General features: G+C 45.9%; 22 protein-coding genes, 1 tRNA gene, 1 rRNA gene and 1 riboswitch. Of the genes, 8 read left to right on the top strand and 16 right to left on the bottom strand.

Annotated elements, in window-relative coordinates; translation table 11 throughout:
- Nucleotides 1–205: 205 nt before the first annotated feature.
- Complete coding sequence (locus ACQQ6X_RS03930; protein WP_040102431.1) at nucleotides 206–712, bottom strand: YwhD family protein; 507 nt, start codon at nucleotides 710–712, stop codon at nucleotides 206–208.
- A gap of 124 nt (nucleotides 713–836) precedes the next feature.
- On the opposite strand from ACQQ6X_RS03930, the gene ACQQ6X_RS03925 reads away from it, so the two are divergent.
- The 4 genes from ACQQ6X_RS03925 (at nucleotide 837) to ACQQ6X_RS03910 (ending at nucleotide 5,402) form a co-directional block, all read left to right on the top strand.
- On the top strand, nucleotides 837–2,849 hold the full coding sequence (locus ACQQ6X_RS03925) for a M1 family metallopeptidase (RefSeq protein ID WP_305168154.1): 2,013 nt from the start codon (nucleotides 837–839) through the stop codon (nucleotides 2,847–2,849).
- Between the two features lie 11 nt (nucleotides 2,850–2,860).
- Nucleotides 2,861–3,688: a hypothetical protein gene (locus tag ACQQ6X_RS03920; RefSeq protein ID WP_305168153.1), complete on the top strand. Its 828-nt coding sequence runs from the start codon at nucleotides 2,861–2,863 to the stop codon at nucleotides 3,686–3,688.
- 276 nt (nucleotides 3,689–3,964) lie between these two features.
- Nucleotides 3,965–4,102: riboswitch (cyclic di-AMP (ydaO/yuaA leader) on the top strand.
- A 5-nt stretch (nucleotides 4,103–4,107) separates the two neighbouring features.
- Complete coding sequence (locus ACQQ6X_RS03915; RefSeq protein WP_149034963.1) at nucleotides 4,108–4,608, top strand: C40 family peptidase; 501 nt, start codon at nucleotides 4,108–4,110, stop codon at nucleotides 4,606–4,608.
- A gap of 302 nt (nucleotides 4,609–4,910) precedes the next feature.
- Entirely contained in the window at nucleotides 4,911–5,402 is a 492-nt protein-coding gene (locus ACQQ6X_RS03910; RefSeq protein WP_305168152.1) for a GNAT family N-acetyltransferase, read from the top strand.
- Between the two features lie 93 nt (nucleotides 5,403–5,495).
- On the opposite strand, the gene ACQQ6X_RS03905 is transcribed toward ACQQ6X_RS03910, so the two are convergent.
- Entirely contained in the window at nucleotides 5,496–5,795 is a 300-nt protein-coding gene (locus ACQQ6X_RS03905) for a 4a-hydroxytetrahydrobiopterin dehydratase (RefSeq protein ID WP_063212161.1), read from the bottom strand.
- 116 nt (nucleotides 5,796–5,911) lie between these two features.
- Nucleotides 5,912–6,205 (bottom strand): hypothetical protein, encoded by a 294-nt coding sequence (locus tag ACQQ6X_RS03900; RefSeq protein ID WP_142614836.1) that lies wholly within the window; start codon nucleotides 6,203–6,205, stop codon nucleotides 5,912–5,914.
- A gap of 187 nt (nucleotides 6,206–6,392) precedes the next feature.
- Between ACQQ6X_RS03900 and motA the strand changes: the two genes are divergently transcribed.
- Nucleotides 6,393–7,187, top strand: a complete 795-nt coding sequence (gene motA / locus ACQQ6X_RS03895; protein ID WP_025723780.1) for a flagellar motor stator protein MotA — start codon at nucleotides 6,393–6,395, stop codon at nucleotides 7,185–7,187.
- Nucleotides 7,180–8,007, top strand: a complete 828-nt coding sequence (gene motB / locus ACQQ6X_RS03890; protein ID WP_064795689.1) for a flagellar motor protein MotB — start codon at nucleotides 7,180–7,182, stop codon at nucleotides 8,005–8,007. Before motA ends, motB begins: the two co-directional genes overlap by 8 nt.
- 134 nt (nucleotides 8,008–8,141) lie before the next feature.
- Here the strand turns inward: motB and rluF are convergent, their stop codons facing one another.
- A complete protein-coding gene (gene rluF / locus ACQQ6X_RS03885; protein ID WP_305168151.1) occupies nucleotides 8,142–8,843 on the bottom strand; it encodes a 23S rRNA pseudouridine(2604) synthase RluF in 702 nt (233 codons plus the stop codon).
- Between the two features lie 49 nt (nucleotides 8,844–8,892).
- Nucleotides 8,893–11,169 (bottom strand): PAS domain S-box protein, encoded by a 2,277-nt coding sequence (locus ACQQ6X_RS03880; RefSeq protein ID WP_305168150.1) that lies wholly within the window; start codon nucleotides 11,167–11,169, stop codon nucleotides 8,893–8,895.
- Nucleotides 11,170–11,498: 329 nt separating this feature from the next.
- On the opposite strand from ACQQ6X_RS03880, the gene tadA reads away from it, so the two are divergent.
- Together tadA and ACQQ6X_RS03870 are read left to right on the top strand one after the other, a co-directional pair.
- Nucleotides 11,499–11,999: a tRNA adenosine(34) deaminase TadA gene (gene tadA / locus ACQQ6X_RS03875; protein ID WP_305168149.1), complete on the top strand. Its 501-nt coding sequence runs from the start codon at nucleotides 11,499–11,501 to the stop codon at nucleotides 11,997–11,999.
- Nucleotides 12,000–12,058: 59 nt separating this feature from the next.
- A complete protein-coding gene (locus ACQQ6X_RS03870; RefSeq protein ID WP_305168148.1) occupies nucleotides 12,059–12,616 on the top strand; it encodes a GNAT family N-acetyltransferase in 558 nt (185 codons plus the stop codon).
- 120 nt (nucleotides 12,617–12,736) lie between these two features.
- Here ACQQ6X_RS03870 and ACQQ6X_RS03865 read toward each other — a convergent pair whose 3' ends face one another.
- The 11 genes from ACQQ6X_RS03865 to rrf form a co-directional block, all read right to left on the bottom strand.
- A complete protein-coding gene (locus ACQQ6X_RS03865) occupies nucleotides 12,737–13,813 on the bottom strand; it encodes a hypothetical protein (protein ID WP_063212169.1) in 1,077 nt (358 codons plus the stop codon).
- Between the two features lie 197 nt (nucleotides 13,814–14,010).
- Nucleotides 14,011–14,166, bottom strand: a complete 156-nt coding sequence (locus ACQQ6X_RS03860) for a small acid-soluble spore protein P (RefSeq protein WP_305168147.1) — start codon at nucleotides 14,164–14,166, stop codon at nucleotides 14,011–14,013.
- A gap of 71 nt (nucleotides 14,167–14,237) precedes the next feature.
- Nucleotides 14,238–14,408: a hypothetical protein gene (locus ACQQ6X_RS03855; RefSeq protein ID WP_167669752.1), complete on the bottom strand. Its 171-nt coding sequence runs from the start codon at nucleotides 14,406–14,408 to the stop codon at nucleotides 14,238–14,240.
- Between the two features lie 27 nt (nucleotides 14,409–14,435).
- Complete coding sequence (locus ACQQ6X_RS03850) at nucleotides 14,436–14,777, bottom strand: hypothetical protein (RefSeq protein ID WP_063212171.1); 342 nt, start codon at nucleotides 14,775–14,777, stop codon at nucleotides 14,436–14,438.
- 145 nt (nucleotides 14,778–14,922) lie between these two features.
- A tRNA-Ser gene (locus tag ACQQ6X_RS03845) sits at nucleotides 14,923–15,011 on the bottom strand.
- Nucleotides 15,012–15,099: 88 nt separating this feature from the next.
- Complete coding sequence (gene serS, locus ACQQ6X_RS03840; protein ID WP_063212172.1) at nucleotides 15,100–16,383, bottom strand: serine--tRNA ligase; 1,284 nt, start codon at nucleotides 16,381–16,383, stop codon at nucleotides 15,100–15,102.
- Nucleotides 16,384–16,419: 36 nt separating this feature from the next.
- Nucleotides 16,420–16,986, bottom strand: a complete 567-nt coding sequence (gene pdxT, locus ACQQ6X_RS03835) for a pyridoxal 5'-phosphate synthase glutaminase subunit PdxT (RefSeq protein ID WP_305168146.1) — start codon at nucleotides 16,984–16,986, stop codon at nucleotides 16,420–16,422.
- A gap of 16 nt (nucleotides 16,987–17,002) precedes the next feature.
- Nucleotides 17,003–17,884, bottom strand: a complete 882-nt coding sequence (gene pdxS / locus ACQQ6X_RS03830; protein ID WP_063212174.1) for a pyridoxal 5'-phosphate synthase lyase subunit PdxS — start codon at nucleotides 17,882–17,884, stop codon at nucleotides 17,003–17,005.
- 130 nt (nucleotides 17,885–18,014) lie between these two features.
- A complete protein-coding gene (locus ACQQ6X_RS03825; RefSeq protein ID WP_305168145.1) occupies nucleotides 18,015–19,403 on the bottom strand; it encodes a D-alanyl-D-alanine carboxypeptidase family protein in 1,389 nt (462 codons plus the stop codon).
- Nucleotides 19,404–19,730: 327 nt separating this feature from the next.
- Complete coding sequence (guaB, locus tag ACQQ6X_RS03820; protein WP_063212177.1) at nucleotides 19,731–21,188, bottom strand: IMP dehydrogenase; 1,458 nt, start codon at nucleotides 21,186–21,188, stop codon at nucleotides 19,731–19,733.
- A gap of 347 nt (nucleotides 21,189–21,535) precedes the next feature.
- Nucleotides 21,536–21,652 (bottom strand): 5S ribosomal RNA (gene rrf / locus ACQQ6X_RS03815).
- Between the last annotated feature and the right edge of the window lie 7 nt (nucleotides 21,653–21,659).

The raw sequence follows: 21,659 nt of genomic DNA, 5'->3' as shown, positions 1-21,659 counted from the left end.
ACTATTCTTACCTGAGTATAACTCATTTTATAACGTAAATACAGGTCTTCACTTCAAAAACTTTACTGATTCCTCTGCTCATTTACTTGTCTAGTACATATTCTATGAGGTAAGAAAGCTACCAATTGAAGGCTTCGCAAAGCTTAAACAGAGATTCTAATTGGGTTGGGTTGCTTCTCATAGGATTTACTGTGTTAAAACCGGCTTACCCCTCCAGCGCCTGCTTCAATTCCTCAGGCGAAGCGTCCCACCATTCCTGATTATGCGAAATCAGCAGGCTTTTGAGCGCTGCTTTATCTTCGCTGCCGAGATCATCCAGCATGAAACGGCGCTTAAGTGCATAATCCATGCGGTTAACATGATCAGCGAGGATTTTCCATCCCCGTTTGGCTTCGTCATCAATCAGCATCTCGCAGGCGGTCGCGCCTCCGTACATACGTCCTTCGGGCGTACGATCCACAGCTACCCATACCAGCCATACCTGGCGTCCGTTCGGAACATCCTCTTTATTCGTAGAGAACTTGATTCCACGTTCTACTTTACTTTTGGCATGCATGGCACCGATATCAATTTTCGCCTCTCCTCGGTCAATGATGACCGGGGACATGCTGTTCAGGTCGATTGAACCTGCGCCGAAGCCCTTATGTTTACTCTTGCCACTGACAATATTCAGTGCAATCTGCTTTTTGCCGTCCGGCTGATTTTCACTCATGTGTCACTAGGCCTCCAATTTCCGTTTTCACACTCATTCTACACTATAAATATTTTAACTAATAATCTCCTGAAAGCAAACATATACATGCTGTAGATGCTTGTCAACGGGAGGTATCCATTGTATGACCCCAGCACGCGCCAAAATCGTTTTATTGTCCACACTAGCCCTCGGACTTCTCGCAGGGACGTTATGGTTTGCATGGCAACCCCAATCGCAATCCACCCCTTTGTCCGCAGGCAAACCACTATATGACTCCGAATCTGAGTCTGCGCTTACGCCAAATATGGGCAAGTCTCTAGGGGCCAACATCCTGCCCGACCTGCCCAAAAACCCTCCACAGCCCGCTACGGAAGTTCTCAGCAAGCGGGTGGTAGAGTATCACATTGATGTATCTCTGGAAAAAGGACGAGTTTTGCGAGGCACTGAGACACTGACCTGGAGGCATCCGGGCAAGAAAACTGTGAATGATCTGTATCTTCATCTATACCCAAATGCCTTCTCTTCCATGGAAACTACCTTTATGAAAGAATCCGGCGGAAAGCTGCGCGGAGACACCATGCCCAAGGACGGCTTTGGCTCCATGACGCTGACTGAACTAAAAACAGAAGACGGTTTATCTCTCATGCACCGTACTCAATATGTACAACCAGACGATGGTAACGCAAGCGACCGTTCACTCATGAAGGTGCGCCTGCCCAAGCCGGTGCGAGGTGGCGAAGAAATCACACTATATATGAAGTTTGAAGTCAAACTGCCTGGTATTTTCGCTCGTATGGGTGCGACAGATGATTTTGTAATGGCTGGACAGTGGTTTCCAAAGCTCAGCGTCTATGAGACTGCAGGGCAACGTGGGCGCGCCGAGGAGGGCTGGAACCTCCATCAGTATCATGGCAACTCCGAGTTCTATGCCGACTTTGGAATTTACAGCATACGAATTCGGGTGCCTGAAACATACATCGTAGCAGCGACTGGATTTCCCACCCGTGGTGCCGTACGACAGAACGGCCAGAAAATATATCAATTTTATGCCGATGATGTACACGATTTTGCCTGGTCTGCTTCACCCAACTTTGTAGCTGTAGAAGAACCCTTTTCTTCCACTGAGATTCCTGGTGTCAAAATCAAGCTCTATCTGGACCCATCCCATAAGGAGCTCAAAGGACGTTACATGAGCGCAGCTAAGGCCGCCCTTTCGTACTATAGCAAATGGTACGGGCCTTACCCATATTCCACTCTATCCATCGTCGTTCCACCCAAAACAGGCAGTGGAGCCGGCGGTATGGAATATCCGACACTGATCACGGCCGCAGCTGCGGACCAACTGAACCCCGGCTATAATCTGGAACGGACGCTGGTTCATGAGATTGGGCATCAATATTTTTACGGAATGGTAGCCAACAATGAATTTGAGGAGCCTTGGCTGGATGAAGGCTTCACCTCCTATGCAGAAGAACGGCTCATGGAGCAAGAATATGGGCTTATCCCCAACTTGCCATTACAATCGGGACAGGTAGCTTCTCCGCAGCCGCTAAACCGCGAGTCCTGGAAGTACGGATCGGCGGCTGAGTATGCACAAAATGCCTACTCACGAGGCAAGTTGGTACTACGAGGCATTGAACGGCAGGTGGGTATGAAGAAAATGGACCGAATTATGCGAACCTACGTCCAGACGTACCGATTCAAGCATCCGACCTCACAGGATTTTCAGCGTGTTGTGGAGAGGGTGACTGGACGCTCATGGAGCCACTATTTTGAACAGTATGTATATGACGGCCAGATGGCGGACTTCTCCGTCGATCGCATTATGAACCGCAAGTTGGAGAGTGGATATGAAGCAGTCGTGACGCTCAGCAAAAAAGGAGCAGATTATCCTAAGATCCCTGTTCAATTCACCTTCAAGGATGGCACAACGATATTTAAGGCTTGGGACGGTACAGGCAAAAGTACAACCTTTCGACTCAAAAGCAGCTCCCCCGTGTCCTCTGTAGCCGTCGATCCTCTATACACTATTGCCTTGGAGAATAAGCATATTAATAATAACCTGAAGGCTGAATTGAACGAAAAACAACAAACCCGTTGGAGTATAGGTGTAACCAAGCTGTTGGAGACACTGCTTGGAAGTCTGTCATGGTGAGGTGTTTATAGATGCGGACTGTTATAAAAGAAGGCTGGGCGCTGGTGCGCATACGCTTTTATATCGTTATCATTTTATTTCTATATCGTCTGCTGTGGGGGGTATTTCTCTATCGGCTGGTGCAGTCCGCTGTCATCCCGCTGCTGCTTCGTTATCCGGATCAGAGCCAAAACGAGTTGGGAAGGACCTTGTTTTGGATGGAGGGCCAGATCGCTTTGATGGACAGCCGGGAAGTGCACGTGTATTTATGGATACTACTAGGAGCAACCGTATTGCGTATATTGATCACGCCCTTTATTAGAGCCGGCATCTATCAAAGCCTGCATACCGATGCGACTGAACCGCAAAGCCTGTCCTTTTTCAAAGGGATGAAACGGCATGGTATGTCATCGCTGCTGTATTACATCATCGAGTTGGGTCTGCTGCTGCTCCCCGCCTTTTGGGTGGTACCAAGACTCTACCCTATTGTAGCAGGAACGCTGCAATCTTCCTCTTACCTGCTGCATTTGTTGCCCTATGCCATTGGGTGGATGGCTTACGGGTGGTTCATTCGGCAGTGCATCCTGTATATGCAATTGGGCACAGTCAGTGGTCACGCCATACTATCGTCCCTGCTCGCCTTCTTTCGCCAGCTTCTTCCCGCTGTCGGCGTATCCTTGCTGCTCAGTGCTTGTGTGCTGCTGGTCTTCGGTCTATTTGGCACCGTGGCGATGATTTGGACTGGTATGTTGGCGCTGATTCTCCAGCAATCGTATCATTTTGTTACCAGTCTGGTCAGGCTGTGGCATATCAGTTCACAGTACCGACTATGGCATATCGATATCTCCAGCAGAGGTTAACCCCTCCCTTTATGCTATCTTCTGCATTTTCAGCTGTCGAAAAAAACTTTTTCTTCCCCGTCCTCACGACACATAACTGAATACTGTTAACAGAATCTGTTCCTACAGTGTTAGGAACAGATTTTTTTTGTAACTTTTTGCGATGAAACATTTGCCAAAGCCTGCTGTCTTTGTTACAATAATCGCAGTGAACTGATAGTAACAACTTTGTAATCTTTATTGTAACCTTTATCTTAAAAACATCGTTGTCGTGAATACTGCTCTCCAAGGTGCACATCTCAAGTTAAGCCTAATTCCTGGCACCTAGGAAGCGGGGGAACCAGTTTGGGTGAATTGATCTCGCAACAGAGTGGTCATAGGGGAACCTTCTACCGAATCCTTAAGCTAACCTCGCAGGCATTGGAAGGGGTATATTTTTTTTGAAGAAGAAGCTAACGATCGCAGCCATGGGTCTCGCCATTGCCTTTACATCCTTTACTTTCGGTGGCGGCAGTGCATTCGCAGACTCCAAGATGGACCAGGTCATCCAAGATGCCAAAGGAACGAGCTACAGAAGCGGAGGCACTACACTCGAGGGATTCGATTGCTCCGGCTTCACAATGTATGTATTCAACAAACTGGGAATTAAACTGCCGCATCAATCTGGATCACAATTCAAAATGGGATCTTCTGTATCCCGCGATGAAATGAGACCAGGAGACCTGGTGTTCTTCAACACCACAGGAAGAGGCGTATCCCATGTAGGTATCTTCGTAGGTGAAGGGAAATTCGCCCACTCCTCGACTTCGCGTGGTGTAGTAGTTAGCTCACTGAACGAAAATTATTACGCTAACCGTTTTGTCGGTGCAAAAAGAATTATGAGCACAGACGCTTACCATTCTGTAGCTTCAGAAATTCCTGATGACGACAACGTAGAATAACCACCGCACAGCAAGCTAACCCTAGCCGCAATTTGATTCTGGCCGGAATCGATTTGCGGTTTTTTTATGTCCACTACATCAGCTATGATTATCAATACTGACGAACCTACGCCTCAAAAGGTTTCAGTGTTAGCGAACATCGTCGGTTTTACCGTCACCGCTGGGGGAGCATTGAACGGTAAATTCCTTCTTATTGAATGTATACCCGACTTAGGTACGAAATAAACACGCTTGCCATTCCTCTACAACTTGTCTACAATCTGTTGTTAATGATTGAAGTACGCAAAAGGAGGAATGGAAAAGTGCCTGCCTCAATATCCAACTACCGGATCGTACCGATGGACGAGCACCAAGCGGCTGAAATTTGTGAGTGGCGCTATGATCCCCCCTACAACATATACGGCTGGCTTCCATGGGAACAAATGAAGGCACTTGAAGTCGAATTTGGGAGTCCTACGCTTCGCCAGGAGCAATATGTTGCCGTACTGGACGCAAAGAATGAGCTTGCGGGATTTGCTCAATATTTTCCTATGGTTGGTGTGACCCGGCTGGGTCTTGGAATGCGTCCTGAAAGATGCGGACACGGCACAGGCTCCGACTTTGTCCGGGCCATTGCCGAGGAAGCCAGACGACGCCACCCGCAGAATGAGATTGACCTAGAGGTGCTCACCTGGAATCAACGGGCTATTCGAGCCTATAAGGCAGCTGGATTCGGGCTGACAGATACCTATGAGCGCCAGACTCCAGATGGCAGAAAGCCGTTCCATTGTATGGTATATCGTCCTGAACATTAGAACTGGGCTTTATAAATAAAAGCGCCTTCGCTATACAACCGCGATGTTGTATAGCGAAGGCGCTCTTAGCATATACGACAGATCATTACAAACTTAATGACCGCTGCGCATTTTTTCAAAAGCTTCATTATATTGTTGAGCTTCTTTAATATCTACAGCCATAATACCGCCATCGTCCCAAGAGGTCAAACGCAGAGTCACGGTCTTGTAATCAATCGTAATAAATGGATGGTGATTAAATGCCTCAGATATAGCGGCAACTTCATCCACGAATGCAATACCTTTCATAAAACTGGAAAAATTGTATTTCCGAACGATCCATCGTCCTTCCTCCAGTTCCCAGCCCTCCAGTTTCTCCAGATGTGCTTCAATCTCTTCTTGTGTAAAAGGCATGTTACGAACTCCTCCCCGTTTATACGGAAGCCTTTCAGCCGCTTCATGCGGCCAAAACTACGATATATTGGTGTACATATTACCACGGCCCCGTTGATAAATCCATAAGACAGCCTTTAGATCAAAGGGACCGACGTCAGCTCCTCATCCCCGATGAGTACATAAATCCGGTGCTGCTCCGGCTCATAAATCACAACGCCGCTACCTACAGTGATTATGGGCTCTGTACCCAGTGCATAAAATAAGTCTTCTGCCAAAGCTTCACTGACCTCCTGACGCCCCGCTGGGTCCAGCCTGTCCCAATCTTCTGCTTCCATTTCAAAAAATTCATAGCTATCTGGGATGCGTCCCACAGCCTCTGTCAAATCGTTCAAAATTTGTTCATACTCGCGCCCATGCTTTACTCCCATGCTATTTCCTCCAGTGGTTCAGCCATTCAATACCCAATCACCTTATTATACCGGAAATTCGCCCTTAACAAAAAAGAGAGTTTTGTCGATAAATACTATAATCCGTCTCATAATGACGCGCTTGGGGCAAGGATGACCCATGCGGCATGAAAGGATTCAAAATCTATTCTCATGGATGAGGTGTATCATGCAAATTTCAACCATTATCGGACTTGTGCTCGGGATTGTGTCACTGGTTGTAGGGATGATCTTAAAAGGCGCTCCGGTCGTCAATCTGGTCAACAACCCCGCTGCTTACATGATTATTTTCGTCGGAACGGCAGCGAGTATATTTATGGCCTTCCCGATGGCAGAAATCAAACGGATTCCGAAGCTGTTCAAGGTTATTTTCACCGAACAAAAACTGTTAGACCGCAAAGAGCTCATCGGTACGTTTACCGAGTGGGCATCCATTACCCGCCGTGAAGGTCTGCTCGCTTTGGAATCCAAGGTAGAGGAAATCGACGATCCCTTTATGCGTGGCGGCATGCGAATGATTATTGACGGCAATGATCAGGAATTCGTACGGGACGTTCTGATGGAGGATATTAATGCCACCGAGGACCGACATCGCTCTGGTGCACTGATCTTCTCCCAAGCCGGTATGTATGCTCCAACGCTCGGGGTACTTGGTGCGGTTGTAGGTCTGATCGCCGCTCTGGCCGACCTTAGTGACATGGAAAAGCTGTCTCATGCCATTGCAGCAGCCTTCATTGCCACGTTGCTCGGTATTTTTACCGGTTATGTTCTGTGGCATCCAATGTCCAACAAGCTGAAACGGCTATCCAAAAAAGAAGTGGAACTTAAGTTAATGATGGTCGAAGGTCTGCTTTCCATTCAATCGGGGATATCTACGATTGCCATCAGTCAGAAACTGACGATCTTCCTGACTCCGACCGAACGGGCTACAATGACCCAGAAGGATGGCGATTCCAGTGAGTAAAAAGAGACATGAACCGCACGAAGAGCATGCTGACGAAAGCTGGCTGTTGCCATATTCCGACTTAATGACCCTTCTGTTGGCTCTTTTTATTGTCTTATTCGGTATGAGCTCGCTCGATGCCAAAAAATTCGAAACTATGGCTCAATCCCTGAGTTCAGCTTTTAGTGGCGGTACGGGCGTGCTGGATCACTCAGCCGCGAATCCGTCATCACAATCGATGGATATGGGCAAAAATAAAGAACAAGTATCACAACCATTAAAATCGAAAGCCACTTCTACCTCTGATCTGCAGAAGCAACTCGCTCAGCGGGAAGAAGAAGATTTAAAGAAGCTTAAAAAACAAATGGATCAATACATTCAAAATAACGGTCTGTCCACTCTGCTGAACACCAAGCTGAACCAATCCCAGCTGATGATCACCATTAGTGATAATGCTCTGTTTTCATCCGGGCAGGCTGAAGTAAAGCCGGAAGCAAGGAAGCTGGCCAAGTCCATTTCCAGCATGCTCCAACAGTTCCCTGGCTATGATGTTATCGTATCCGGTCATACAGACAATGTACCTATTTCCAATAGTCAGTTCCCGTCCAACTTTGATTTGAGTGCCAAACGCTCGCTTAATTTTTTGCGTATTTTGTTGCTGAATCCGCAGCTCAATCCAACCAAGTTTGTATCCATCGGATATGGCGAGTATCGACCTTTGGCAAGCAACCAAACTGGAGAAGGACGCTCCAAAAACCGTCGTGTCGAAATTTCCGTTCTTCGCAAATATCAGAACGGTACACAAGTTATTAGTCCTACCTCAAGCTCGAATGAAGGTTGATCATGAATATGTTATATGAACAAAGGCACCGCCGCATTTTTTTGCAGCTGGTGCCTTTTGCTTTAGTGATTCCTGTATTCTAACCTGTCATATACGAGAGCCAAGCGCTATAGGCTATCAGAAGGCCTCTCGCATTAGCTAAGCGTATAATCAAGCATCTGGCCCAGTTCCCGCTTTTCAGCCTCTGTTAAATCACGCCAGGCGCCTTTCTGAAGGGATCCCAGCCGAATATTCATAATTCGCAGGCGTTGCAGTTTTTTAACTTCATAGCCGAAGGCAGCGCACATACGTCGGATCTGGCGATTTTTCCCTTCTGTCAGGATAATACGGAATACATGCTCAGATACACGCGTCACCTCACAGGGCAATGTCCGCTGACCGAGTATCTTCACACCGCTGGACATCCCCTGTACAAAAGATGGTGTGACCGGACGATCCACCGTTACGATATATTCTTTCTCATGCTTGCCTTCTGCCCGTAAAATCTTATTCACAATGTCTCCATCATTGGTCAGTAAAATGAGACCTTCCGAATCCTTATCCAGGCGCCCAATCGGAAATATCCGCTGCGGATGCCCCACAAAATCGACAATATTGCCTCTAATGTGGCTCTCTGTCGTGCTTGTAATGCCCACTGGCTTGTTCAATGCAATATAGACGTGATCGGACTTATCGCGCAGTGGCTTGCCGTTCACACGAACATCATCGCCTTCCTCCGCTTGACTGCCCAGCACGGCCACTTCGCCGTTAATCGTCACGCGGCCGCTCTCTACCAGCTTGTCCGCCTCCCGGCGCGAGCAATAGCCAGTTTCGCTGATAAACTTGTTAATGCGCAACCTGTGTACCCTCCATTTCTACAAACACACTTCCTCCTGCCCTGGCTCGTTATTCAGGCTTGGCAATCGGAAGCTGCACGAGGGCAGTTGTCCCCTCTCCCTCTGTGCTTTCAATATCCAGTGTGCCTTTGTGGCTCTGTATAATACGCTGGCTGACCATAAGCCCCAGCCCTGTACCTGTTTCTTTGCTTGTGACAAAAGGTTCTCCCAGCTTGGACAGCATTTCTGCAGGAATGCCCTTTCCTTGGTCCCGTATGACGATTTTAACGCTTTCTCCCTCTAAGAACAAATGAATTGTGATGATGCCGCCTTTACTCATAGCCTCCATGCTATTTTTAAGTAAATTAATGAATACCTGTTTTAACTGATTTTCTTCAGCATATACCAAGGCAGGTTCGTCTGTGACCTGAAGATCGAATACAATACCCAACAGATGCGCCTGGCTATCTAGCAAAGAAATAACATCACTCACAATATAACGAACATCTTTTTTCTGAAAATGCACGGCTTGTGGCTTCGCCAGGATTAAAAACTCGCTAACAATCAAATTAATGCGATCCAGCTCAGACATCATAATATCGTTGTGTTTCATATTTAACACTTGATTTTGCTGCTGTAGTTGTAGGAAGCCGCGTAGTGTGGTTAATGGATTACGAATCTCATGCGCTACGCCTGCCGCCAGCTGCCCTACAGTTGTCAGTTTCTCTGATCTACGCAGCAGTTCCTCCATCCGGTTGCGCCCCGTGATATCACGAGAAACACAGATAAAGCCTAGGATTTCGCCTTGTTCATCCAGAATAGGCGACGTACTCATACTAATCTCTACTGTACTTCCATCCTTACGCATTCGTAGGGTCTCACTTGATACGATGCTTTCTCCCTGAAGCAGGCTCTCCTTCTGAAATTCATACTCCTCCTGTAGCTGTGGAGGTACAAACTCCAGCTTACGGCCAACCAACTCTTTCTTGGTCCATCCGTACAAAGCTTCGAATGCATGGTTGACCCGAATAACACAATCCTCCTGATCGGTTACATGGATGGCATCTGCCGTCTGATTAATAACTGATTCTAGATGCTCTTTTACAGAACGGTTTTCTTCATACATCTGTTCAAGTCTTCTCGTATACATCCCTAAATTGTAGGCCATCGCATTAATGCGCTCACCGAGCTGTGCAAGCTCATGGCCACCTTTAATTTGTAGCCGTGTATCAAAATGACCGTCAGCCATCTCGTTCACTTTCCCCAGAATTGACTGAATGGGCCGGACAAATAAGCTGGCGAGCACATAGCTTCCAATGATCACAACCTCCAATAGAACAATGGAAATGGCTACCAAGCTAATCAATTGCTTGGATATAACAGAAGCGATGGTATCATAACTCATGACAATACGGATGACATAGGCATCACGGTTTGACGGATAAAAAGGTATGTAACTGACAAGCACCCGTTCGCCTTTGATATAGCAATCTTGTACGATACTCTCTCCCGAAAGAATCGCCCTGGACACGGCCAAACGATCCTCTGGCACTCTCGCTAGTTGATACGTGCCGAATTGGATCGGTTTGTTGTACATGTAATAGTACTTTCGGTCGTTACCGTTTTTGTCCATCGTAGCGCCACCAAAGGTTGCAGGGTTGATTCCTGTTATCTCCAAAATGCGATAATCCACTTGCTGAGTCTGCTTCACAATCTCAGCTGGGCTCAGGATAGGTATAAAATCCTGGACTGAAGTATCCTGGAAGGATATTCGAATTAAGTAGTTACGTTTTTGGTCATAATAGAATCCCCATTTATTGATATGTGCAAAGCCTGAATCTGTGTAATCAAATGAGCTGGTCCAAAAATGATCTAGATTCTGACCATGTGCCATGGCCACCTGTCCATGCTCATATAATTGGTCAACTGCATTTTTCCAATGCCCCGTCAATGGATCGGATGACGTTAGCTCTTTAGGATTCGAAGATTTGACAACCTTATACCCCTGTCCTTCTCGGATTATCAAAGAAATATTAATATCCCTGTGGAGTGTAGCTATTTGTTGTAGCTGTTCCTGCTGGATATTTCGGATATCGGAATCGAGCTGATTAGCAGCCAACGTAGCAGAAAGCCACAAATTATATCCGAGCTGCTTGTCAACGGCCTCCCAGCTATGCCGGTTTTGTTCGATAGCTCCTCCGATAATTTTAGCCGTCAGAACCATTTTGGTTTCACTGTCACTTCTTAGATTTTCATGGGTCGTGTAGTAATTGAGTGCGATGTTTAACAACAGGATAAATAGGACCGACCCTGACAAAATGATCGTTATTCTGATTTTTATCGACACACTGATTTCTCACCTCTTGCCGTATGCTGGCGATTACTGGCAATTGCTAACTCAATGATACCGTAATAGCGTCTGGGATACCAGCATTTACATTTACCGGATATACATAAATACACATCTTGTGAACAATGTTGTCAATAGGCGAGCATTTACCTACAATGTAATAAGATAATCATCCACATTTAGTCCACAAATACACAGATGTTGTTATAAGTTGTGGATAAATCTGTGGACAAGTATGGTGTTATCCACAATTTTATTCACATCATGTTAACAACGGAATACTTGTTCGTTGGATAATTCCGCCGTTTGAAAGGAGCAATTCCCCAGTGACCACTATGGATCACGCCTATTGGATGAAAGAAGCCATTCAGGAAGCGTACAAGGCAGAAGCGTTGGGTGAAGTCCCCATCGGAGCTGTCATTGTAAAAGATAATGAAATTATCGGTCGTGGCTACAATTTGCGCGAGACCGATACCGACCCAACCGCACATGCAGAGATGGTTGCCATCCGGCAGGCCAGTGACCATCTGGGAGCCTGGCGCCTGCTGGATTGCAGGCTGTATGTCACTTTGGAGCCGTGCCCGATGTGCGCTGGAGCCATTGTGCAATCGCGTGTCCCTCATTTAATATACGGCACTACAGATCCCAAGGCAGGCTGCGCAGGCACGCTAATGAATTTATTGCAGGAGCCTCGCTTTAACCATTGTACAGAAGTAACCAGTGGTGTACTTCAAGAGGAATGTGCCTCCTTGCTAACAAACTTTTTCCGACAGCTCCGTCAGAAAAGAGCGGCTGCCAAATCATCTCCTCCCCCCTCTCCATCCTGAGGAGAACAAGGCAAAAGTTCTCATTTCACTGCTAATTCCCCATGAAAGGAGACCAACCCATGCCTATGAGCTTGTATAACACGCCTCAGGGGATCTTTTTACGTCCTCTAAGCTTGGAGGATGGCGAAGCCCTTCTCGCCCTTAGGCTTCGAAATAGGGACTCTCATGCGCCCTATGAACCGCTTTATGAGGATTCATTTTTTACTTTAGAGAAACAACAGGATTATATCCGTCAGAGATTGCGTCAAGCGGAAGAAGATCGAGGGTACTTGTTTGGTATCTTTCTCTTAAAACAAGAACGTTTGATAGGTTATATTTCTATTTCCAATCTGGTGCGTGGAGTTGGTCAATTCGCCGATGTCGGCTATATGATGGATCAACAAGAGCAGGGCAAAGGGCATATGACGGCTGCTTTAAAGCTAATCATACAGTATGCCTTCCGTGCCTTATCTCTACATCGTCTCCAGGCGGGTACCCTTCTGCATAATAATCGCTCACAACGTGTATTACAGAAGTGTGGCTTTCAGCCGGAAGGTATTGCTCGCAAGCTGGTACAGATTCAGGGCGAATGGCAGGATCATCAGATGTTCGCGATTCTAGCTGAGGATAACGTGTGACGAACTCATACTGCACGAAGAACAACTTAATCATAGACAAAAAAACCGCTCGGCTTATGCCGAGCGGTTTTCTTACATCCCCTCCGAAGGACTGATGTTTATAATGATGTCATCCCCTTTTTAAGGAGATACAGTTTGCATTTTTTGTTGCAGTTGTTCGATCGTCAGGACTTGATCAGCTGTTGGGATACCCACTTTAAATGCTGCTTTTTCATTGATCTTGCTGTATTGCGAGTATCCTGTTACAGACAACTTCACATTATCTTTCGTAGAAGGATCATTCACTTCCACGTTCGCATTCAGATCTTGATACACAGGAACGTTATCCTTGTTCAAAGCAGTGTTAACGTCAAACTGTTTCACTGTCAGATAGTTCTTCAACTCATCCAGTTTTTTGCTAACTTCGCTAGTGTTGGATTGCAGTTCTTTCTTCGCTTCAGCCAGTTCTTCTTTCTTCACTTGAAGCATGCCAGCATATTCGTCTTTAGACATTATATCAAGGACCTTAGGCAGCGCCTTAGTGATAAATGTATTGGTCGCTTGCTTCACATTGTCGTTTGTGATTTTAAATTGAACCACTTGTTTTGCTTCAACGCCTTGTGGCAATTTAGCGTCTTTAGGATCAATATCAAAGAAATACGTAGCTTGATCATACTCGTTCATAATAGCAGCAATCACTTCATTCGCAAATTTTTGCGATTTTTCCTGATCCATGGTTGCTGGGTTAAATTCTTGTCCCGATTGTTTAGCCAGTTCTTGTGGATCAATCAGCAGGAATTTACCTACAACATCCTGTGGAAGCGGGTAGAATGGAATATTAGGAATTTTAACGTACAATTTATCTTTAGTCATGACCATTGGAATCGTAAAGTTGGTAGAAAGATCACCTTTCAAATGAATGCCAAGCGTCATTTCAGATTGGAAAGGCTCCTTTTGATATACACCATCCAGCGTAATGTCTGCATTTTTCAGCATGCTAGTTACCATTGCACTTTGTTCAGCCGGAACAGAAGCGGAGGTAATTGCCAGTTCCTTAACGGTAAATTGACTTTTGGATTCGTAGGAATTCAACTTCATAGCATTTGCTGTACCCGTCGTAACAGCTTCCTTCGGTTCTAACTTCTTGCTACAACCTACCAGCGCTACCGTCATAAGCAACACCATAGTGAGGACCAAGACGGATAACTTTTTACTCATTGTGTAGATTCTCTCCTCTCATAATAACCCCTTTTTTTATACTAACAAAAAAATACACACCCTCTATTCTAACTCATATTCACAAACGGCGAAACACTTATTGGAAAATTTTCTTACAATAAGCACAAAGACACCCTGGCTCTTTAACCAGGGTGTCTTTGTGCTTTGTAATATTTTTAGGAAAAAAGTCTGACTGCTTATGAACCTTCTCTGTTATGGTGATCCACGTGATTCCGCTGTTTCACCTTCTTGGAACCGGATAATGGCTCCTGTTGATGACTACGCTCACGCTTTTTGTGACTTCCACCAGACTCCTGTGCCTCGGGAACAGGAACAGCTCTAGGCTTGCCCATTTGCGTATCCTCCATTCACAGTTTATTTACTGGCACATCAGCGAATCCGTTTATTACCATTTAAAATAGGACTATAGATGGTTCATATCTTCCGTTTTATCGTGGTTTAGTGAATCCTGATGACGACGATCATTACGATCCTGCTGCACTTGCTGTGCCTGATGACTATTTACTGGACGTTGCTCCAAATCATCGACAATGTTGGACAGGTTTTTATCCAGTCCATTTTTGGCCTTTGTCATGTAGCCTTCCTCCTCATTCCTTCATGACTACGAGTGCGTCAATGACTGTAATGTTTGGGCACATTGGTGAATGTGCCGAGTATAATCGGACACCAGCTGTTGAATGATATCTGTTCGTTCATCCACAGTTCGTCCGTCACGCTCTACATCGACTAAGTTAACCTGTACTTCCCGGGAATCTACATATTTACACGCAAAATCAAAGGAGTACATTTGTCGGCCTTCCACCTCGATATGGATTCGAATAGCCTGGTTATCAGCTTCATCTGCCTGTACCTGTGTTTTATCTCCTGAATTCAAAAGAATCGGCAGTTGTTCCTGCCAGGCCTCTACCAGCTTTTGCTGATCTACTGTCATTTCTCGATTCATGCCAGCACCTCCACATCTGATAACGTGTGAAAAAAACAGGTTTTTTATACAACAAAAAAGCCATTCCTCACGACTTCTGATCATTAGTGCATAAAGCCTAATGTACCAGCTATCGTATTTGAATGGCTTGGTTTATTTTAGAATATGGCGGAGAGGATGGGATTCGAACCCATGTGGGCTTGCACCCTAACGGTTTTCAAGACCGCCCCGTTATGACCGCTTCGGTACCTCTCCAGGTGGTAAATGGATAAAGCTGCTTCCCTTATCAACATCTCAGGCGCAACAAAATTATTTTACCACAGAATTTTTAATAATGCAAGGCTTACTGTTTAGGAGTTATAACCTCAACGCCTCGCATGTATGGACGCAGCACTTCGGGAATTACAATGCTTCCGTCCTCTTGCTGATAATTCTCCAAAATAGCAGCAACAGTCCGCCCTACAGCCAATCCTGAACCGTTCAGCGTATGTACAAATTCAGGCTTTGCCTTCGCATCTGGACGAAACCGGATGTTTGCCCGACGCGCTTGAAAGTCTTCTGTGTTTGAACAGGAAGAAATCTCACGATACATGCCGCTCTCAGGCAGCCAAACTTCCAAATCGTACGTTTTGGCAGACGTAAAACCCATATCCCCTGTGCAAAGTGCCAGTACGCGATATGGAAGTCCAAGCAGCTGTAAAACACGCTCAGCGTTATTCGTCATTTTCTCTAATTCTTCATAAGAAGTATCCGGGTGAACCAGCTTGAGCATTTCTACTTTATTGAACTGATGCTGACGAATCAGACCTCGTGTATCACGCCCTGCTGACCCTGCCTCTGAGCGAAAACAAGAGCTGTATGCCACATAATATTTCGGAAGCTGATCTGCATTCATTATCTCTTCTCGGTGATAGTTCGTTACCGGAACTTCGGCCGTAGGAATAAGATAATACTCAGTATCACGCAGTTTAAACAAATCCTCTTCAAACTTCGGTAGCTGACCCGTTCCGTACAGGCTGTCTCGGTTTACAATGTATGGAGGTAGCATTTCTTCATAACCATGCTCACTGCTGTGCAGATCCATCATAAAGTTAATTAGCGCACGTTCCAATCGCGCTCCTAATCCCTTGTAAAACGTAAAACGGGAACCTGTTACCTTAGCGGCAGCCTCAAAATCGAGAATATCTAGATTCTGAGCCAATTCCCAATGTGCTTTAGGTGTAAAAGAAAACTCGCGCGGCTCCGACCAGCGGCGGATTTCCACATTATCCTCTTCCGAAGCGCCTACAGGCACAGTCTCGTTAGGAATATTAGGAATCGACATCACCAGTTCGTCAATCTGAACTTCCAGTTCCCGCACTTGCTCATCCAATTCTTTAATACGATCGGAGACCTGACGCATTTCAGCAATAAGATCATCCGCATTTTCCTTGTTCTTCTTCAACTTAGCTACTTCACCAGATACGACATTCCGGCGATTTTTGAGTCCTTCACTTTCCTGAAGCAACTCACGACGGCTGACATCCAGATCCGTAAAGCCCTTAATCAGATCCAGAGATTTACCTCTGTTCTGTAAAGCTTTTTCAACCCGACCAAGCTCGTTACGCAAAATCTTTATATCTAACACAGGTGATCCCTCCTACACTACAAACCTGACTTTCCGCTACCCGCGGACCATATCCACAAAATACTGATGCAACCGGTAATCGTCTGTTAATTCCGGATGGAAGGATGAAGCTAGCAAATGACCCTGACGGGCTGCCACAATCTCGCCGTTATACTCAGACAGCACATCTACTCCCACTCCAACAGATTGTATTAAAGGCGCACGGATAAATACCGCACGAACCGGTTCCTCAATCCCTTTAATGTTTAAGTCTGTTTCAAAGCTTTCTCGTTGGCGACCAAAAGCATTACGTGCTACTGTAATATCCATGAGTCCCAAATGTGCTTCTTCCTGTTCTTGAATCGTTTTGGCCAGTACAATCAATCCTGCACAAGTGCCAAATACAGGCTTTCCTTGATTGGAAAATTGACGTATCGCCTCTATAAAATCATACTTGCGCATTAGCTTACCGATCGTGGTGCTCTCACCACCGGGAATGATAAGACCGGACAGCTCATCGAGCTGTTCGATCTTCTTCACTGCTATGCCTTCAGCACCCGCACGTTCAATGCTTCGTATATGCTCAGCTACAGCGCCTTGCAGCGACAATACTCCTATTTTCATGCCGGTCCCTTCTTTCTTACCAACCACGATCCTGCATGCGCTCATGCGATGCCAGCTTGGAAATTTCAATGCCTTTCATAGGGGTCCCCAAATTCTTGGAAACTTCTGCAATCAGCTTGTAATCGGTGTAATGAGTGGTCGCTTCCACAATTGCCCGTGCAAATTTCTCAGGGCTATCTGACTTGAAGATACCAGATCCTACAAAGACACCATCAGCGCCCAAATGCATCATCAACGCAGCATCCGCTGGTGTTGCTACACCGCCTGCTGCAAAGTTGACCACTGGCAGCTTACCAAGCTCATGCACTTCTAACAGCAACTCATAAGCAACTCCGAGGTTTTTCGCCTCTGCATACAGCTCGTCCTTCGACAGGTTTTGCACCTTGCGAATTTGGCCGTTGATAAAACGCATATGACGAACAGCCTCAACAATATTTCCAGTTCCCGGTTCACCCTTTGTACGGATCATAGATGCGCCTTCACTGATACGACGCAGTGCTTCCCCTAGATCCTTGGCTCCACAAACAAATGGAACGGTGAACTCCCGCTTATCAATATGGAAGACTTCATCCGCAGGTGTCAGCACTTCGCTCTCATCGAGGTAATCGACACCGAGAGATTCCAGTACCTTTGCCTCAACAAAGTGGCCAATACGAGCCTTAGCCATAACAGGAATAGAAACAACCTTCATAACCTCTTCCACAATCGTTGGGTCAGCCATACGAGCAACGCCACCCGCTGCACGGATATCCGAAGGCACCCGTTCAAGAGCCATTACGGCTGTAGCGCCTGCTGCCTCTGCAATTTTAGCCTGTTCAGCGTTCATGACATCCATGATTACGCCGCCTTTTTGCATCTCTGCCATACCTCTTTTTACACGCGAAGTTCCCGTTTCCATGTCATTGCCTCCTGTAAGGGTTACGTTTAGATTCTAACTTAAGATTTTACCGCACGAACGCCAAATACACAATCATTTCGAGTTGCAAAATAAGTTATGCAGAACACGTTAGGTCACTAGCGTCACTTCTTTAGAAGAGATTCTTAATTCCCTGGAACAAATCACCGAAGAAACCACCAATGGCCCGGAAAAGCATTCGGAACCAGCCGCCCTCTTCTACTGCCGTCGTAGTAACCAAATCAACCGTTTTCGTCTGGCCTTTGTCCACGCCATCCGTTTTGTATGTGTACGTAATCGTTCCGACTTTTGCCCCTTGCTTCAAAGGTGCCACGAGAGAGAGTGCTGGTGTAATGTTTGTTGTAAAGGTTACCTTAGGATTGCTCGCACCCTTAGGTACGATGAAACTCACCGCATCTTTTGTGACGATCGGCACTTCTGTTTCCTTACCTTTGGTTACGGGTACACTCTCAATGCCCTTGACCACCGTCTTTGGAGCAACAACCTGTTTCACTTCAAAATTATCAAAGCCATAGTTCAGCACTTTAGCTGTCTCTGTAAAACGGTGAGGCTCAGAATCAGCTCCCATAACGACACTAATGAGACGCATTCCATTACGTTCAGCCGTACCTGTAAAACAGTTTCCAGCGTTAGTTGTATGGCCCGTTTTCATTCCGTCCAAGCCAGGATAAGCGAATTTTCTAAAGTTAGTGATATTTTTGTTCGCTTCTAGCATCCAGTTATAGTTAATAATTGGTGCTTTGTCAGTGGGGCGGAATTTGTACGATTGAATTGTAGTAAACCGTGTATAATCCGGGTGATCCTTAATGATATAACTGGCCAAAGTAGCTGCGTCTCTCGCTGTCATTACAGTTTCCCGGTCTGTATCCGGTTGAAACCCTGCAGGCATATCCTTACGGTCCAAACCAGTCGAGTTGATAAAATACGTATTTTTCATACCCATTTTCTGAGCTGTTTCATTCATTAGTTTTACAAAGTCCTGCTCGGTTCCAGCTACACGTTCTGCAAGAGCTACTGTTGCATCATTAGCAGAACCTACGGCCATGGCAATATAAAGCTCCTCTACCGTATGTTGATCCCCTTGAGCCAAAAAAATACGTGATCCGATACTCTTGGCAGCATTCTCGCCAACCGTAACCTTATCCGTCCACTTGAGCTTGCCTTGCTTAACCTGCTCTGCTACGATGTACTCTGTCATCATTTTAGTCATACTGGCTGGCGGAAGCGGCTCATCTGGATTCATAGAAAGTAAGATCTGTCCTGTGGAAGGCTCGACCAAAATGGCAGAACGGAGTGCCAAACTAGGAGGGTTAATAGAACCTGTCCCGATAATATCCTTCGCCTCGGTTGTTGCTGCAGCAGCAAAAGTAGCCACACTTGGATCAAAATTACCTACAACCGGCAGGGCCGACATATACATCATATTAAGCACCATGACTGCAGTTACACTCTTTTTAATCATGCTGCGTTTATTATTTTGCCTCAAATTGTTCGCTTTCAAATCAATACAATCTCCTCTCGTACCTCAACCCGATTCGCTATGTATAACGAGACGGTGGTTACAGCCTTTACTTGGCCAAAGAATTAATGTTTTAATGTTATTTCATTCAGTGTCATTTCATTTCGTAAGATATAGCCTGTCATGAGCATTCTGTGCTCGAATCTTCCTAACTGGTAGGAATCCTCCAAAATACCTATGTGCCCCTAGCTCATCGGTTACCTTGTGTGAAGGCGGACACTTGTCTATTCTATCACAGGGGTATCTCTAAAAAAAGACAGGCAGAGCGAAATGCGCTCTGCCTGTCGTCAAGTCAAATACAGCTGAATTTTATAGAGAGTAGTTTGGTGCTTCTTTCGTAATTTGCACATCATGTGGATGGCTTTCACGCAGGCCTGCACCTGTAATACGGATAAAGCTTGTATCGTTACGAAGCTCCTCAATATTAGCAGTACCGCAATATCCCATACCGGAACGAAGACCGCCCAACAGCTGGTGAACAGTGTCGGAAAGTGGCCCTTTATAAGCAACGCGTCCCTCAATGCCTTCTGGCACCAATTTCTTGTCGTCATCTTGGAAATAACGATCCTTACTACCTTGCTTCATCGCAGCCATAGAGCCCATACCACGATATACCTTGAAGCGACGTCCTTGATAAATTTCCGATTCGCCCGGGCTTTCTTCCGTACCTGCAAAAAGGCTTCCCAGCATTACCGCAGAAGCGCCTGCCGCAATGGCTTTTGTGATTTCACCGGAGTATTTAATACCGCCATCTGCAATAATCGGAATATTATATTCACGTGCTACAGTTGCACAGTCATAAATAGCTGTAATTTGCGGAACACCAATCCCTGCAATTACGCGTGTGGTACAGATAGAGCCTGGACCAATACCGACCTTCACGACCGATGCTCCTGCTTCAATCAATTCACGCGTTCCGTCACCCGTAGCTACGTTACCTGCTACAATCGTCAGATCCGGATAAGTTTTACGCAACTCACGAACGGCTTCAATAATGTTAATATGATGACCATGAGCTGAATCCACAACAATCAAGTCCACGCCAGCCTTTACAAGGGCTTCCGTCCGTTCAAACGTATCCTTGGAAATACCGACAGCCGCACCGACCAGAAGACGCCCTTGTGCATCCTTCGCTGCGTTCGGAAACTGAATAGCTTTCTCAATATCTTTAATGGTGATCAGACCTTTGAGATAGTTGCCTTCATCAACCAGAGGAAGCTTTTCAATTTTATGCTGTTGCAAAATAACTTCTGCTTCCTGTAAGGTCGTGCCTACTGGTGCAGTTACCAGTTCTTCCTTCGTCATCACTTCACTAATTTTAAGATTAAAATCGTGAATAAAGCGAAGATCACGGTTAGTAATAATACCCACCAATTTATTCTCTTCGTTTACAATAGGTACACCGGAAATACGGTATTTACCCATAACAGCCTCAGCATCGGACACCAAATGATCGGGAGTCAATGAGAATGGGTTGGTGATAACACCGCTCTCTGAACGTTTAACCCGATCTACCTCTACTGCTTGCTGTTCAATCGACATATTTTTATGAATAACACCGATACCGCCTTCACGAGCCATCGCAATCGCCAACACTGCCTCAGTAACAGTATCCATACCAGCACTCATCAAAGGAATATTCAGCTTCACGTTATCACTCAAACGAGTCGCTACGCTTACTTCTTTGGGCAGCACCACCGACTTGCGAGGTACCAGCAAAACGTCGTCAAAGGTAAGGCCTTCCTTACCGAATTTATCTTCCCACACCAAGATGATCCTCCTTCAAAATGTTTAGTCTGTATTGGTCTTGTTGTCTGTCCGACATGGACAAATCAAGGCTCTCTGAAAATATATTATTGCAATCTTAGCAAAGCGGTATAGGGGTGTCAAGCCTTCATCAACTGCCCTAACCTGTAGTATTTCCCTGTACAAACAACTGTACTCCTACGAAGGACAATCATTTATTTATAACGGTTTTAAAGGTGCCTTTCTATTACAAACGCATGTCTCAATTTGAGCAAGTAGCCGAGAAGCAAGAATGTAAGTAATTTCCCCTATATGCAAAAAAGAGGACCATAATCTCAATAAGATCATGGTCCTCTTTACTTGTTGTTGCTTGGCAACGTCCTACTCTCCCAGGACCCTGCGGTCCAAGTACCATCGGCGCTGGAGGGCTTAACGGTCGTGTTCGGGATGGGTACGTGTGGAACCCCTCCGCTATCGCCACCAAACATGAAT

The organism is Paenibacillus ottowii, assembly GCF_050516475.1.
GTDB classification, from domain to species: Bacteria; Bacillota; Bacilli; order Paenibacillales; family Paenibacillaceae; genus Paenibacillus; species Paenibacillus ottowii.
The sequence above is the reverse complement of the archived record's forward strand: the minus strand, read 5'-3'. Positions and strand labels throughout refer to the sequence as shown.

Coding starts and splice junctions, on each gene's coding strand:
- ACQQ6X_RS03930 (WP_040102431.1), bottom strand. CDS start 712: ATGAGTGAAAATCAGCCGGACGGCAAAAAGCAGATTGCACTGAATATT.
- ACQQ6X_RS03925 (WP_305168154.1), top strand. CDS start 837: ATGACCCCAGCACGCGCCAAAATCGTTTTATTGTCCACACTAGCCCTC.
- ACQQ6X_RS03920 (WP_305168153.1), top strand. CDS start 2,861: ATGCGGACTGTTATAAAAGAAGGCTGGGCGCTGGTGCGCATACGCTTT.
- ACQQ6X_RS03905 (WP_063212161.1), bottom strand. CDS start 5,795: ATGCCTTTTACACAAGAAGAGATTGAAGCACATCTGGAGAAACTGGAG.
- ACQQ6X_RS03900 (WP_142614836.1), bottom strand. CDS start 6,205: ATGGGAGTAAAGCATGGGCGCGAGTATGAACAAATTTTGAACGATTTG.
- motA (WP_025723780.1), top strand. CDS start 6,393: ATGCAAATTTCAACCATTATCGGACTTGTGCTCGGGATTGTGTCACTG.
- ACQQ6X_RS03870 (WP_305168148.1), top strand. CDS start 12,059: ATGCCTATGAGCTTGTATAACACGCCTCAGGGGATCTTTTTACGTCCT.
- ACQQ6X_RS03865 (WP_063212169.1), bottom strand. CDS start 13,813: ATGAGTAAAAAGTTATCCGTCTTGGTCCTCACTATGGTGTTGCTTATG.
- ACQQ6X_RS03860 (WP_305168147.1), bottom strand. CDS start 14,166: ATGGGCAAGCCTAGAGCTGTTCCTGTTCCCGAGGCACAGGAGTCTGGT.
- ACQQ6X_RS03855 (WP_167669752.1), bottom strand. CDS start 14,408: ATGACAAAGGCCAAAAATGGACTGGATAAAAACCTGTCCAACATTGTC.
- ACQQ6X_RS03850 (WP_063212171.1), bottom strand. CDS start 14,777: ATGAATCGAGAAATGACAGTAGATCAGCAAAAGCTGGTAGAGGCCTGG.
- pdxT (WP_305168146.1), bottom strand. CDS start 16,986: ATGAAAATAGGAGTATTGTCGCTGCAAGGCGCTGTAGCTGAGCATATA.
- pdxS (WP_063212174.1), bottom strand. CDS start 17,884: ATGGAAACGGGAACTTCGCGTGTAAAAAGAGGTATGGCAGAGATGCAA.